Origin of the sequence: Providencia sp. PROV210 (assembly GCF_028479445.1) — a bacterium.
Lineage (GTDB): Bacteria > Pseudomonadota > Gammaproteobacteria > Enterobacterales > Enterobacteriaceae > Providencia > Providencia rustigianii.
The window spans coordinates 194192-209971 of sequence record NZ_JAMPNQ010000016.1 but is presented as its reverse complement, the minus strand read 5'-3'; the positions used below and the strand labels follow the sequence as shown (position 1 = coordinate 209971).

Here is a 15780-nt window from a genome sequence, read left to right as displayed (position 1 = left end):
TAGCGTTGTTGTCTTCATGCATCAACCCTAGTCACATACTTTTGTATGCTCCCAGGGATTAATGCATTCGACGCCTAGCTACGGCACAAATTATTTAGAGGATGATAGTGGGAGTGGTCTTTTAAAGGTAAAAGCAAAAAAACAAAAACATCGTAGTCTTCTGTAATTTCCTTTCATTCATATTAATTTGGCGGCTAATTTGTGGTTAGTGGTTGAATTCTATTTTTTTGTCCCCAGATTAGTTTCCATCGATAAGTCAAAACTAACTATTAGATTGATGAAATAGAGGCGATTAATGAGTATGAAAGGACAAGAAACTCGTGGGTTTCAATCAGAAGTCAAACAACTGCTACAGTTGATGATCCACTCTCTTTACTCAAACAAAGAAATCTTTCTGCGTGAGTTGATCTCCAACGCATCCGATGCGGCAGATAAACTGCGTTTCCGTGCGTTATCTAAGCCTGAATTGTATGAAAATGATGGCGAATTACGCGTACGTATCAGTGCAGATAAAGATAAAGGAACTCTGACCATCAGTGATAACGGTATTGGTATGAGCCGTGATGAAGTCATTGATAATTTAGGGACTATCGCTAAATCGGGTACGAAAGCATTTTTAGAATCATTGGGCAGTGATCAAGTTAAAGACAGCCAAATGATCGGTCAATTTGGGGTTGGTTTTTACTCTGCATTTATTGTGGCTGATAAAGTCACTGTGCGTAGCCGTGCTGCCGGTGCCCCAGCAAGTGAAGGGGTATTTTGGGAGTCTGAAGGTGAAGGCGAATACACCATCGCTGACATCGAAAAAGCCGACCGAGGTACTGAAATCACACTGCATCTACGCGATGATGAAAAAGAGTTTTTAGATAACTGGCGTTTACGTTCAGTCATCAGCAAATATTCTGACCACATTGCTCTGCCTGTCGAAATCGAAGAGAAAAATGAAGAAGACGGTACGGTGACTTGGGAGAAAATTAACCAAGCCAAAGCACTGTGGACGCGTAGCAAATCTGAAATCTCAGATGAAGAATATGCAGAGTTTTATAAACATGTTTCCCACGACTATGCAGATCCATTAACTTGGGCACATAACCGTGTTGAGGGGAAACAAGAGTATACTAGCTTGCTGTATATTCCATCTAAAGCCCCATTTGATCTGTGGAACCGCGACCAACGTCACGGCTTAAAACTGTACGTTCAACGCGTCTTTATTATGGATGATGCTGAACAATTTATGCCGAACTATCTGCGTTTCGTTCGTGGTGTCTTGGATTCTAATGATTTGCCACTGAACGTTTCACGCGAAATTTTACAAGATAGCGCGTTGACGCGTAATCTGCGCAGTGCATTAACTAAACGTGTTCTGCAAACGCTTGAAAAATTAGCGAAAAATGACGCTGAAAAATACCAAACTTTCTGGCAGCAATTCGGTTTAGTCATGAAAGAAGGCCCAGCGGAAGATATGAGTAATGGTGAAGCCATTGCTAAACTTCTACGCTTTGCGTCGACTCATAACGACAGCAGTGTACAAAATGTATCACTGGAAGAGTATGTGAGCCGCATGGTCGAAGGTCAGGATAAAATTTACTACATTACTGCAGACAGCTATGCGGCGGCGAAAAGTAGCCCTCACTTAGAGCTGTTCCGCAAAAAAGGCATTGAAGTTCTGCTATTATCCGACCGCATTGACGAGTGGATGATGAACTACTTATCTGAATTTGATGGTAAGCCGTTCCAATCTGTCAGCAAAGCGGATGAGTCTTTAGACAAATTAGCGGATGAGAACAAAGCGGAGCAAGAAGAAGCTGAGAAGCAGTTAGAGCCATTTGTTGAGCGTGTGAAAACGTTCTTAGGTGAGCGAGTTAAGGATGTAAAATTAACACATCGTTTAACGGATACACCTGCGATCGTAACCACGGATGCCGATGAAATGAGCACCCAGATGGCGAAATTATTCGCAGCTGCGGGGCAAGCAGCGCCTGAAGTTAAATATAACTTTGAGCTGAATCCAAACCATCCACTGGTGAAAAAAGCCGCTGAAGTGGAGCAGGAAGCGTTGTTTGCAGATTGGATTGATGTGTTATTAGACCAAGCTTTATTCGCTGAGCGCGGCACATTGGAAGATCCAAACTTATTCATCAAAAAGGTTAACGAATTGCTTTTGAAATAATTCGCTGATTCACTTTCGTTTTCGAGCGTAAACCACGCGAAATATCATTTTTTTGCGTGGTTTTTTTCTTTTGCGAAAAAAGATAAATGGGAAAACGTTTACGTGTCTTCTTGAGTAAGATGCCATGCTAATGGTATGGTAGAGCGTTTTCTTTTCAAATTATAAAAAACTAAATAGCAAGGGGTTTACGCAATGCGTATCATTCTGCTTGGCGCTCCAGGCGCTGGTAAGGGCACTCAAGCTCAATTTATTATGGAGAAGTTTGGGATCCCTCAGATTTCAACCGGTGACATGTTACGTGCCGCTGTAAAATCAGGGAGCGAGTTAGGTATACAAGCTAAAGAGCTGATGGATAACGGTAAATTAGTAACTGATGAATTAGTTATCGCATTAGTTAAAGAGCGCATCAAACAAGATGACTGCCGCAATGGCTTCTTGTTGGATGGGTTCCCACGTACGATCCCTCAAGCTGATGCCATGAAAGAAGCGGGCATCAACGTTGATTATGTTCTTGAATTTGACGTTCCAGATGACATCATTGTTGAACGTATCATTGGTCGCCGTGTTCATGCGCCTTCTGGACGTGTTTATCACGTTACTTTCAACCCACCTAAAGTTGAAAACAAAGATGACGTGACTGGTGAAGAGTTAACTATCCGTAAAGACGACCAAGAAGATACTGTTCGTAAGCGTTTAGTTGAATACCATTCATTGACTGCACCATTAATCGCTTATTATCAAAATGAAGCGAATACCAGCAGCACTCAATACTTCAAATTAGATGGTACCCGTAAAGTTGCTGAAGTTAGCGCTGAATTAGCAAAAATTTTAGGTTAATAACTTTTTGAGTTTCATATACCAAGGCAGCGCTTATCCGCTGCCTTTGTTTTTGTGCCACAAGTTAGCAAAAATAGTTATTAAAACCTGTTATTGTTGGGAATAATTATCAATTAGGAGCTGTTCTGATGTTAGAAAAAAAATATGGAATACTATTGGTAAATTTGGGAACTCCCGATGCCCCAACAGCCTCAGCAGTGAAACGCTATTTAGCCGAATTTTTGACAGATCCACGGGTTATCGATCTTTCTCCGCTGATCTGGAAACCTATTTTATACGGTGCGATTTTGCCGATCCGCGCATCAAAAGTGGCAAAATTATATGATTCAATCTGGATGGATGAAGGTTCTCCATTATTGGTTTATTCTCAGCGTCAGAAAGAAAAATTATCTGCATTTTTTCCTAATACGCCGATTGAGCTGGGAATGACTTACGGTTCGCCGTCAATAAAGAGTGCTATCGATAACTTAATTGCACAAAATGTGACAGAATTAGTCGTTTTACCTTTGTATCCTCAATATTCCTGCACCACGACTGCCGCCGTTTATGAAGCTATCACTCGTGCTTTTAAACCTATACGGACTATCCCGTCAGTGCAGTTTATCCGTAGTTACGCCACCCATCCTGCGTATATTCAAGCCTTAGCGGAATCTATTGAGGCCAGTTTTGCTGAACACGGTGAACCGGATAGGTTGATCCTCTCTTTCCATGGTATCCCGCAGCGTTATTGTGATTCAGGGGATATTTATGATAAAGAGTGCGAGCAAACCACAGAATTATTAAAGCAGACCCTGAAATTCCCAAGTGAGCGAGTGTTAATGACTTACCAATCTCGATTTGGTCGAGAACCGTGGTTAAGCCCATACACTGATCAGACGATGAAAAAGCTACCGTCAGAGGGAGTTAAGTCAGTGCAAGTGGTTTGCCCAGGGTTTTCTGTGGACTGTTTAGAAACATTAGAAGAAATTAGCGAGCAAAATAAAGAATTTTTCTTGCACAATGGTGGTGAGCAATATCGTTATATTCCTGCACTGAATGACAGCGATATCAGCATTAATATGATTCGGTTAATTCTGAAAGATATCTTATAACGAGATGATTTCTTAGTTAATCTGATAAAGATGCCTAATGAATGTATCCAAAGCCCAATTTTTGTTTATAATTGACGGCTTGATGTTTAATTAAAAGAACTTGTTGTTTGGAATAAATATGACTGATAAACCAAACTTGTCTCCTGAATTAAAAAATCAGCTAGAGCAAAATCCAGATTTTCAACTACAGAAAAATGATGAAATCGACTTAATGGCGCTGGTCGCTGTTTTGTTCAAAAATAAATATCTAATTATTATTTTTACTGTTGTCATTACTGCGTTAAGTATTGGGGTGGTTAAAACATTACCTCAAAAGTGGACAAGTGAGGCAATCATCATTCCGCCTACTTCAGAAGAAACGAAAGAAGTCAGTGAATTTGCAGCTCAATTAAGCGCATTAGATTTTGATATCGACCTCGGTTCTCAGCGTATCTACAATGAGTTTGTAACTCAATATCGCTCTAAAGTGAATCAAGAAGCATTTGTGAGAAGCACTGAATATTATCAAAGCCTGTTATCGAAACTGGGGGATAAAAGTGATACCCAAGAGGAACAGCGATTAGTCAATCGGATTATTGCAGACTCTATTAAGCTGAAGTACAACGCAAAAGAAAAAGACAGCGATGATAGTGATATTGTACTCTCTTTTACTGCTCCCACAGCAATTGAAGCTCAGGATTTATTAAATGGCTATATTCGTTATACCGCTTCGCAAGTACGTAAGCGTTTTAAAACGGAAATTGATAATGCCATTTCGCGTCAGTTGATTTATAGCGTTGAAGCATTAAAGAATGATACCGCTAAAATCCAAATTGCTTACGATGTTAAAATTGAACGTTTAAAACGCGCGATTACCATCGCAAAGGCCGCTGGAATTACACGCCCAATAGCGCGAGATGCAGTGGCAATCAATGATGACCCAGATTACCCAATTGCACTAGGTTCTGAGGCATTAGAAGAAAAACTGGCGATTGAGCTGAAAAACCGTGACCTTGCGTTAATTAGTGAGAAATTACAAAACGCACAAAGATATATTGGTAATCTCAATGGGTTAACCACTAAAGAATTAGATTTCCAGCCTGTAAGATTTATCCTGACACCTGATTTACCGATAGCAAAAGATTCTCCTAAGTCGGCATTAATTGTGGCATTAGGGGCTATTCTTGGCTTGATTTTAAGTTGTGCTTTTGTATTAGGGCGTGATCTGTACCGCAACTATAACGGTCAAAATAGACACTATAAGTAATCAATCTATCAAATTATTGATTATGAACCAGCACCTTTCATGGAAGGGTGCTGGTTTTATTTTATCGTGCTAGAATACGCAAATGTTCCTTTTTTGATATTTCCAATATGAAATTCCCCGGTCAACGCAAATCAAAACACTATTTCCCTGTTAGTCTCAGAGATCCTCTCTTGAAACCCATGAAAGAGATGATGACAGATGATGAAAACTGCAAATCCTATATCGTTGGTATCGACCAAACGTTAGTCGACATTGAAGCAAAAATTGATGATGAGTTTATTGAACGCTATCAATTAAGCAAAGGCCATTCTCTGGTTATTGAAGATGATGTTGCAGAAGCACTCTATAAAGAGCTAACGGATAAAGCACTTATTACCCATGAATTTGCGGGGGGAACCATCGGTAATACGCTACACAATTATTCAGTATTAGCCGATGACCGCTCGGTATTATTGGGAACCATGTGCAACAGCATTCAAATTGGTAGCTATGCTTACCGTTATCTATGCCATACTTCAAGTCGCATGGACTTAAATTATTTGCAAGGGGTTGACGGTCCCATTGGTCGCTGTTTTACGCTAATCACTGAAAATGGTGAGCGGACTTTTGCAATAAGTCCGGGTCATATGAATCGTTTACATCCAAGCAGTATTCCGGAAGAGATTATTGCAGGTGCGTCTGCACTGGTATTAACTGCTTACTTAGTCCGTTGCAAGCCCGGTGAAACGATGCCAGAAGCGACAATGCAAGCTATCCATTATGCCAAAAAACATAATGTTCCGGTGGTATTAACACTGGGTACTAAGTTTGTGATTGCACAAGACCCTCAATTTTGGCGCGATTTCCTTGCTGAACACGTTTCTGTGGTCGCAATGAATGAGGATGAAGCGCTTGAACTGACGGGCTTTAGCGATCCTCTATTAGCATCTAATATGGCGCTGGATTGGGTTGACCTTGTTCTTTGTACCGCAGGTCCAGCAGGGCTGTATATGGCCGGATTTACAGAAGAAGACTCTAAGCGCAAAACTCAGCATCCATTGTTACCGGGAGCCATCGCTGAATTCAATCTTTATGAATTTAGCCGAGCAATGCGTTTGCAGGATTGCAAGCAACCATTGCGCATATTCTCTCATATCGAACCGTATATGGGGGGGCCAGAGAAAATTATGAACACCAATGGTGCTGGAGATGGTGCGTTATCAGCTTTATTGCATGATATTACTGCAAACTCGTATCATCGTTCGAATGTGCCAAATTCCAGTAAGCATGAGCGGCAATATTTGACCTACTCTTCGTTAGCTCAGGTTTGTAAATATGCCAACCGAGTCAGCTACCAAGTGCTTTCTCAACACTCACCGCGCTTAACCCGTGGGTTACCGGAAAAAGAAGACAGCTTAGAAGAATCGTACTGGGATCGTTAACTTGAAAGTAAAAACACCTCAATAAATGTTGAGGTGTTTTTGTTTGTATTGCAGTGACTTCACATTGAAGTTATTAAGCTTCTTTGGTAATACCTGCTGGGTTCTCGGCTTTAACTGCGTCAATGGCCTTAGCATCTTCCTCTTCATAACGCATCGCTTGCGGCACTGAAATCTTAATCGCAATAAACACCGCTAAGAACCCACCGACTAATTTACCTAATAAAATAGGCAAGACGAGACTTGGTTGGAAGTTAGCAGTAAAGGCTAAGTGGTCACCGATAGTCGCTTGTGCACAAACCCCAAATGCCACACATAACACTTTATCTCTTGCTCGCATATCTTTGAATAAGTGGTACGTTGCAATAATGTTTGCCAACACCATAATAAAACCTAAAGATCCGGTATCGCTCAGCTTTAAGCGGCGACTTAACGTGTTTACTAGTGGTTTACAATAGCGCTGGAACAGATAACAGATAGGGAAAGTACCTGCGAGCATGATCCCGATATAACCTGCAATTTCAATCGCTCGGAATAATTCATTTTGGTCTGCAAATAATGGGTCGAAGCCCCATGCTCCAAAAACTTTACTGAAGAAACCGGTAAAATGCTCAACGATGGAAAATGCCAAAACAAGTTTAATAAAGGCATCCATGATCTTACCGAAGATCAGAAAGCCAGTTACCATCAGCATTGGACGATATTTTAACCCTGCGGCTAGTAAGAAACAGAAGACAAACAGCGGCATTAGGTACTGAAGCATCGTCAAGAAGTCCAATGTCAACTGGTGGGTTGTTGGGGAATTGGTCGAGATAATCTCCCGCACGGGAATATTGTTGAAAGTGATCAGCAGCAAAGAGGCTAACACCGCAAACGGGATCGAAATCAATCCCGCCATTGCCCCTAAGGCGAGATATTTGTGATCCTTACGATTTAACATGGTTAAACCGACAGGGATCAGGTAAACAATGGTGGCACCAGAGGTATAGCCGATCAACATCGCAGTGATCCACATATCTCTGTTGGTGGTTAAGGCATCAGCTAATTGATATCCGCCCATATCGACGGCGATAATTGATAGCGCGGCAATAGATACATCGGATCCCACTGAGCTAAAAACGGGACCTAAAATATACGAAATCAGCTGTGAAAGTAGAGGAACTGCGGCCATGATCCCTGCTTGAGCAAGGAATACAGGACCGATAGAGAAAATACCGTTAACAAACTCTTTTCCGAGATCGCTGGCAGGTCTCACTATCGATGCAACGGCACCGATCACGGCCCCGCACATGATTAAGTAGATAATGTAGTTTCCGAATTCGGCCATAGTAGGGTTTCCTTTCTTTTTTATTGTTGGAAAATTAATTTCTGAGCTGGCGAGAACGGGCAATAATGTCGCGATACTGTTCCATTACGCCCTGCATATTCGTGCCATCAGGGCGTGTGATACTGGTATTGCGTCTTACTGCCATGTCATGGGTGATCCCTAAACCTTTACGAGCAAGTAAGGCGGCCCCGAGAGCTGTGACTTCACGATTTGCTGGTGCTTCAATATTTTTTTGTAATAAATTGGCTAAAAACTGCTTAAAGTACTGATTTGACGATAGCCCCCCATCCACAGAAATGGATTGTCCTAATGGGGAAATCTTCTCCATTGCAAAAATAACTTCCGCAGAGCGAGCGGCAATCCCTTCTAATATCGATTGCATCATATCTTTCTTATCGGTATCTAATGAAAGCCCCGCCCACAGCCCTGCGGCACTGCGATCCCAATATGGACAACCCAAACCAGATAGCGCAGGAACAAAGGCTAAACCGCGTTTAATGGCTGATTCATCACGAAAATCGGTTAATTCATCAAAGTCATCAAATAGGCCAATTTTTCTAGCCCAATTGACGGCTGAGGCTGCGTTATAGACTCCTCCATCCAAGCCAAAAACTGGTGCCTCCCCTGGGAATTTCCAGCATAGGGTAGGCAGTAAACCTGATTCATGGGTTTGGGGAATATCATTGCCTGTTAGTGCCTGCAAGAATGCCCCAGTTCCAAAGGTAATTTTGGCATCCCCTTGATTACGGCAACCATGACCAAAGGTTCCGGCAAACTGATCAACAATAATGGCGGTGACTGGCGTGAGATGCCCATCGAGATTAATGGCACCAAAATCACCAATGTTATCGCGCAGTGGTGGTAAGCAGTGAATAGGAACACCAAAAATTTCACACAGCTGTGGATCCCATTCCAAGGTATGGATATTCAGCAGTGAGGTGCGTGATGCAGAGTTATAATCAGTGACGAACACATCGCATAATCGGTCTAGGAAAAAGGCATCCATAGTGCCAATTCGTAGACGATTTTTATCTGCAAGTGATTTTGCTCCAACGACGTTATCAATGATCCAACCCATCTTACTGGCGGAAAAATAAGGGTCTAACGGTAACCCAGATTTAGCCTGTACAATGGATTCCAATCCCGCATCTTTAAGTTTTTGAATCGTTTTTTCTGTGCGAAGATCTTGCCAAACAATTGCGTTATACAGGGGATGTTTAGTTTCAGAATCCCATGCAACAATACTTTCCCCTTGGTGACAAATACCAATCGCATCCACAACCTCACAACTATTTAGACACTTTATAATGTTGGCCAGAATCTCTTCAGGATCATGTTCCACCCAACCACTGTTCAGTGTGATCTGTTTATGAGGAATACTCATCGGAGAGTGGTAGTGACCCCCTTCTTCAAAGACGACGACCCGGGTTCCCGTTGTTCCCTGATCGATAGCGGCATAACGTTGATTGAGCATCGGTGAATTCCCCAGTGTTATAAATGTTGTTAATTGGTTTGTTTTTTTGCTTACTATCGTTTAATCGGAAATAAAATCCACAAAAAACTCACAATAACTTCTATGAATGTGAGAACTGTCACAATAAAGTAACAATGTGAGAGGTTGTTGAGTTATTCCTGTGAGTTGTGTTGTTTTAATTATTGTGATTGTGGGAATTATGTGGTTTTATGTGTTCAAGTTTGAGATTAAGGATTTCAGCCATGAATATTAATAATAAAAAAATTTGGGATGTCATTGTCATTGGCGGTGGTGTCATTGGCTGTGCGGTGACACGAAAATTCACATTGATGGGGGCCAATACGCTGCTACTAGAACGTGGCGGCGATATTCTATCTGGAGCCAGTAAGGCAAATAGCGCACTGTTACATACAGGTTTTGATGCCACACCAGGGACTTTAGAACTTGAATGTATGCAAGATGGGTATCAGGAATTCATTGATATTAGAGAAAAAATGAATTTACCATTACTCAAAACAGGGGCACTCGTCGTTGCTTGGAACGACGAGCAGCGGAGCAAATTACCCGGTATTGTAGAACAGGCGCATACAAACCATGTTCTAGATGTGGGGATGATCGATAAAGACGAACTTTATCGTCGGGAACCTCATTTAGCATCGGGGGCGCTTGCCGCAGTCGAAGTTCCTGGAGAAGCGGTCATTGACCCATGGAGTACCCCGCTGGCTTATTTAACTCAAGCCGTAAAACATGGGGCTGAATATCAGTTTCACTGCGAAGTGACCGCGGGTGAGCTAAATGAGGGAATCTGGAAATTAGTCACATCTAAAGGTGAATTTTCTGCCCGTTTAGTGATTAACTGTGCTGGAATTAATGGGGATATTGTGGAATCTATCTGCCATCCATCTCCATTTGAAATTAAGCCGCGCAAAGGGCAATTTTTAGTGTATGACAAAGCGGCAGCTGCGGATATTAATGCGATCATTTTACCTGTACCAACTGCCATCACTAAAGGCGTATTGCTCTCAAAAACTATCTTTGGCAACTTATTACTGGGGCCAACCGCAGAAGAGCAGAGTGACCGTTGGAAAGCCGAAGTAAAAGAAGACGTTCTTCAAGATTTAATTGACCAAGGCTCACGAATGCTTCCTTCGTTACATAATTACAGTGTGACGGCAACGTATGCGGGTCTTCGTCCTGCAACAGAAGAAAAACATTATCGAATTAATGATTATCCAGATAAACAGTGGATATGTGCTGGGGGAATTCGTTCGACGGGTTTAACCGCAGCGCTGGGTGTTGCTAATCACCTTGGAAAGCTTTATCAAGAAAATTTCACGCCATTATTTGAACTATCACCACCAACAGAGCTAATTTGGCCAACCATGCCAATGTTATCTGAATACGATAAACGGGACTATCAATGTAAAAGTAATGGCGGCATTGTTTGTCACTGTGAATTAGTGACTCAGCGAGAAATTGAAGCTGCATTTGACTCTGATATTCCTCCTGAGTGTTTAGGTGCTCTACGCCGTAGAACCCGGGTCATGATGGGGCGTTGCAATGGTTTTTATTGCAGCAGTCAGGTGGCTGAAATAATTAATGGTCGCTTTGACAACACATTAGCCGTGGAGGCCGTGAAATGAGTTTTAATTATGATGTGATCATTATTGGTTCTGGTCCTGCTGGAGTAGCTGCCGCGCAAACTCTACGTCGTCGTGGGATCCATAATATTGCTATTTTGGAGCGTGAAGCTCATGCAGGGGGTGTTCCTCGCCATTGCCAGCATCCTACCTTTGGCGTACTTGCCTTTAAACGCCCAATGAAAGGCAATAAATTTGCAGAGAAAATCATCAAGGATTTAGGTGATACGAGGATTTTTACTCGAAGTACAGTGACTCAATTGCAACCTAATGGTGTATTGACAGTCAGCATGCCTGAGGGCGTCGTTGAAATGCGAGGAAAACGTATTTTAATTGCGACAGGGGTACGTGAAACGCCTCGTCATCCTCGCTTGGTTTCAGGATTAAGACCTCAAGGAATATTGACGGCGGGGGCACTCCAACAATTCGTTTATCTCACGGGTAAAAAGCCGTGTTTAAATCCAGTGATTGTGGGCAGTGAGCTCGTTAGTTTCTCTGCTCTATGGACGTTAAAAAATGCGGGAGTTAAAGCTCAAGCAATGATCGAAAGTGGTGAACGAATTCTTTCGTTCAAGCCTGCAACGTTATTTGCCAAAGCCATGGGAACACCCGTTTATTTAAAGAGTAAAATCACTGAAATTGGTGGGCTAGACCGCGTTGAGTATGTGATGGTAGAAACCGCAGGAAAATCCCACAAAATAGTCTGTGACTCTGTAATTTTTACGGGGGGATTTGTTGGTGAAAATACGCTGATCCGTAAAAGTCATCTTGAATATGAAGCCAGTACGGGGAAACCAAATACCGACCAATGGGGACGCTGTTCGGATGCCTGTTATTACGCTGCGGGTAATATGTTACACCCAGCGGATATGGGGGATCAGTGTTATCAGGAGGGGCTATGGACTGGCCAATATATTGCAGATGATTTACTGGCTAATCATCATAGAGAGATATCTCAGTCAGTTTGTAAATTGCCAGTACAGTTTGCCGAGCCTATCCGATTTACGGTTCCTGCTTGTATTGATATGGCGAGTATCTCTGGCAAAAATGTTGATTTCAACATTAAAGTCAACACAGCGGTGACTGGGACTATCCGAGTTATGGCTGGAAATTCACTCCTGTATGAGAAACGCCACCGCTGTTTACCGACGCGACGTATTTTGCTGAAAAATATCGATTTAACAAAAATACAGCCGAGTGCTACTGAAATTACAGTCACTGTTGTATAGTGCTGGAAATGTTAAATGGTCAAGAAGGATTAAACTATGTGTGAAGGGCGCTCCTCTAAAGTACGACATCAAACCATCATTGAGATGCTATCTACTCAAGGGCAAGTGTATGTACAGGAGCTTGCAACACATTTTAATGTGGCGCAGGAAACTATCCGTCGAGATCTTAGCAAACTAGAAACTCAAAAATTATTGAAGAAAGTTCATGGTGGTGCGGTCAACATTCAGTCTAAATTTGAGCGTAATTTTACAGAAAGAGCGCAAGCAGCTGTCGATGAAAAAAGGGCAATTGCAGCAAAAGCCGCTGAGTTGATTAAGCCCGGTGACACGCTATTTATTGATTTTGGAACGACCACTTTTGAATTTAGCCAGCGAATTAAATTGATTGATAATATTACGGTAATTACCAATTCACCCTTATTAGCCAATACGTTGCAGGAAAATACAACGATTGAAACCATTCTCATTGGTGGTCAATTTAATGCGGCACAAAATGCCTGTTTAGGGGCAATTGCTCTGAAGAATATTACTGAGTTTTTTGCCGACTATGCAGTTATTGGCGCGGGAGCTTTCCATCCTCAACATGGCGTTATGGATCAGCATGTTGATGAAGCAGCAATAGCGCAAAAAATGATGGAAAATAGCGATAAGTTAATGGTGTTAGCGGATGGCACTAAAGCGCATAAGCATGCGATTAACTTCGTAGCTGGATGGGAGAATATTGATTTTCTAGTGACAACCAGTAAAGATTTTAAGTTTACAGAAAATAAAAAGCGTCCAAATACGAAAATTATTATTGCTGATATTCAATAGTTCATCGCAAACCACAGTACTAAAAAATTTAATTTAGCACCCCAAGGAAAATAATTAAATTATTTTTCATGGGGTTACTTTATCTAAAAATGGTCAAAAATACACACAAGGGAACCAAATGAAACTCTACTTTATTGCTTGCCCATATTCAGACCCAGATAGTGAAGTCGTAGAAATGCGCTTCCAAACGTGCACTCAATTTGCTGCTGAACTAGCGGTTAAGGGGATTGCAACGTATAGCCAAATTACGATGACCCATCCAATTAACCAATATCTAGCTTCTCAAGGGCAAAAAGTAGCTTGGTCAGAGATTGATATGGCGTTTTTAAAGCGTTGTGATGGATTGATTGTTTTAACATTACCAGGCTGGGAGAAAAGTGGTGGTGTGGCTGCTGAGATTCAATTCTTTAAAGATAAAGGTTTGCCAGTTTGGACAAATGAAGAATTTATTGAACAGTTAGTAAATTGATTTTTAAATTCAAATAAAAAAGCCGTAACTTTTAATAGGTTACGGCTTTTATTATAGGTGGTTAGTGGCTCGGTTTTAGATATTCATCTAAATTTTTACTCTCGCCTTTATTACTATCATTATCTGTAAAATCAGTAATAGTGCAGCCGAACTCTTCAATATCATTACACATTAAGGTTGCCATCGATTTCGCAATCTCATGCTCCCCAATAATAATATGGTCAGCGCCACGTTCTTTGATAAAGCTAACTTCATCATCGTAATGAGCACGAACAACCACAGTAATATTCGGATTGAGTTCTTTAGCGGTTGCGACAATCTCACCTGCTTCATAGCCATTAGGAATGGTAAGCAATAGGGATTTTGCACATTCGATACGGGCTAAGTTTAGAATTTCTTTACTGGCTCCGTTGCCTAAAATTGCACAGAAACCATTTTCAGCAAGTTCTTCAAAGCGGGCTCGAGTATCTTCAACCACCACGAGTGGAATTTCACGACGACGTAGTTTGTCCGCGAGCATACCGCCAACTCGACCATAACCAACAATCACTGCGTGGCCACAAATATTCACTGGAATTTGCGTTTCTTCTTCCAGTGTTTCTTCAAGCAGTTGTTCTTCGATAGTTTCGGTTTTTTCCAGATACTTATCCAATAAGGTGAACAATATCGGATTGAGCATGATAGAAACAATTGCACCGGCTAAGACTAAGTTTTGTGCATCTTTATCCATCACGCCAAGAGTCAGCCCCATACCAGCCAGAATAAAGGCAAACTCACCAATCTGTGCCAAGCTGACTGAAATGGTTAATGCGGTTCGCCGTGAGTGCCCGAACATTCGAACGAGTACCAACGCCGCCGCAGATTTACCAATAATGATGATGGCAAGAACCGCTAGAATTCCCAACGGTTGTTCGATGAGTACGATAGGGTCGAATAACATGCCCACAGACACAAAGAACAGTACTGCAAAAGCATCACGCAGCGGTAATGTATCTTGAGCCGCACGGTGGCTAAGCTCGGATTCATTCAGTACCATACCGGCGAAGAAAGCACCTAATGCGAATGAAGCATCAAAAATTGCGACAGCAGCATAGGCAATACCCAATGCGAGAGCTAAAACTGCAAGCGTAAATAACTCTCGGGAACCGGTTGAGGCAGTACGGGATAATATCCATGGGATAACTTTACGCCCGACTACAATCATGATCAGAATAAAGGCGACAACTTTACCAATGGTCCAAGCTAGGCTCATGGATAATTCAACAATACTGGTCTCATTGCTTTCCATAATTCCTGCAGCAGCAGGTAGGAGAACCAAGGTCAGTACCATGGCTAAGTCTTCTACGATCAGCCAGCCAATCGCAATTTGTCCACGCTGACTTTCAATCAATTGCCGCTCTTCAAGGGCGCGTAGTAATACAACGGTACTTGCTGTTGAGAGACATAGGCCAAAGACGATACCTGTAAATATCCCCCATCCGAATAACATGGATAAGCCGAGACCTAATAAGGTTGCTACAGCAATTTGGGCGATTGCACCGGGGATAGCGATGGCTTTTACAGCTAACAAATCTTTCAATGAGAAGTGCAAACCGACACCAAACATCAATAGAATGACCCCGATCTCTGCGAGTTCAGGGGCTAATGTAGTATCAGCAACAAATCCGGGGGTAAAAGGGCCAGCTAATACTCCCGCCATGAGATACCCCACAAGCGGGGATATTTTTAAGCGCTGAGCAAGCATTCCTAATAAGTATGCAAGGGCGAGACCACCAACAATGGTTGTAATTAAGGGCGTTGAATGCTCCATTTAGTCTCCTCTGGGTTATTTATGTATAAAAAGGTGGGTACATGCCTTTGACTTTCAAAATGTTGATGGTGTTTATCACCATTTTGAAACACAAATTGCATGATTTTTGTATTTTAACGGTTTTGGAGATAAATTTCTTTAAAAAAATACATTTTTTCTAAAAAAAATCGAGGTGATGGTGCTAAATCGTTACAAGATTTTCATTTTTATCATAATTGTGGGTATCTTTTGTGAAATAAATACTGGATTATCTATA

General features: G+C 41.8%; 12 protein-coding genes. 9 read left to right on the top strand and 3 right to left on the bottom strand.

The genetic code is table 11. The features are described from left to right. Window positions 1-295: 295 nt before the first annotated feature. The 5 genes from htpG to PR761_RS13875 all read left to right on the top strand — a co-directional run bounded on the left by htpG (window position 296) and on the right by PR761_RS13875 (window position 6765). Window positions 296-2170, top strand: a complete 1875-nt coding sequence (gene htpG, locus PR761_RS13895; protein WP_006815130.1) for a molecular chaperone HtpG — start codon at window positions 296-298, stop codon at window positions 2168-2170. Window positions 2171-2362: 192 nt separating this feature from the next. Then, the gene (gene adk / locus PR761_RS13890; protein WP_006815129.1) at window positions 2363-3007 is read left to right on the top strand and encodes an adenylate kinase; all 645 of its coding nucleotides are present in this window, start codon (window positions 2363-2365) and stop codon (window positions 3005-3007) included. A gap of 128 nt (window positions 3008-3135) precedes the next feature. Then, on the top strand, window positions 3136-4098 hold the full coding sequence (gene hemH / locus PR761_RS13885; protein ID WP_006815128.1) for a ferrochelatase: 963 nt from the start codon (window positions 3136-3138) through the stop codon (window positions 4096-4098). 118 nt (window positions 4099-4216) lie between these two features. Continuing rightward, window positions 4217-5344 carry an LPS O-antigen length regulator Wzz(fepE) gene (gene wzz(fepE) / locus PR761_RS13880; RefSeq protein ID WP_112837267.1) on the top strand — a complete coding sequence of 376 codons (1128 nt, stop codon included), beginning with the start codon at window positions 4217-4219 and terminating at the stop codon, window positions 5342-5344. A gap of 107 nt (window positions 5345-5451) precedes the next feature. After that, a complete protein-coding gene (locus PR761_RS13875) occupies window positions 5452-6765 on the top strand; it encodes an inosine/guanosine kinase (RefSeq protein WP_112837266.1) in 1314 nt (437 codons plus the stop codon). Window positions 6766-6838: 73 nt separating this feature from the next. On the opposite strand, the gene eutH is transcribed toward PR761_RS13875, so the two are convergent. Continuing rightward, entirely contained in the window at window positions 6839-8089 is a 1251-nt protein-coding gene (gene eutH, locus PR761_RS13870) for an ethanolamine utilization protein EutH (protein WP_006815125.1), read from the bottom strand. A 34-nt stretch (window positions 8090-8123) separates the two neighbouring features. After that, entirely contained in the window at window positions 8124-9563 is a 1440-nt protein-coding gene (locus PR761_RS13865) for an FGGY family carbohydrate kinase (RefSeq protein ID WP_006815124.1), read from the bottom strand. Window positions 9564-9805: 242 nt separating this feature from the next. On the opposite strand from PR761_RS13865, the gene PR761_RS13860 reads away from it, so the two are divergent. From PR761_RS13860 to PR761_RS13845, 4 genes are all read left to right on the top strand, one after another. Further along, window positions 9806-11206: an NAD(P)/FAD-dependent oxidoreductase gene (locus tag PR761_RS13860; protein ID WP_006815123.1), complete on the top strand. Its 1401-nt coding sequence runs from the start codon at window positions 9806-9808 to the stop codon at window positions 11204-11206. Further along, entirely contained in the window at window positions 11203-12432 is a 1230-nt protein-coding gene (locus tag PR761_RS13855; RefSeq protein ID WP_126437344.1) for an FAD-dependent oxidoreductase, read from the top strand. Before PR761_RS13860 ends, PR761_RS13855 begins: the two co-directional genes overlap by 4 nt. Window positions 12433-12468: 36 nt before the next feature. Next, complete coding sequence (locus PR761_RS13850; protein WP_039855172.1) at window positions 12469-13245, top strand: DeoR/GlpR family DNA-binding transcription regulator; 777 nt, start codon at window positions 12469-12471, stop codon at window positions 13243-13245. Window positions 13246-13363: 118 nt separating this feature from the next. Then, a complete protein-coding gene (locus tag PR761_RS13845) occupies window positions 13364-13714 on the top strand; it encodes a DUF1937 family protein (RefSeq protein WP_006815120.1) in 351 nt (116 codons plus the stop codon). A 61-nt stretch (window positions 13715-13775) separates the two neighbouring features. Here PR761_RS13845 and ybaL read toward each other — a convergent pair whose 3' ends face one another. Continuing rightward, complete coding sequence (ybaL, locus tag PR761_RS13840) at window positions 13776-15524, bottom strand: YbaL family putative K(+) efflux transporter (protein ID WP_006815119.1); 1749 nt, start codon at window positions 15522-15524, stop codon at window positions 13776-13778. Between the last annotated feature and the right edge of the window lie 256 nt (window positions 15525-15780).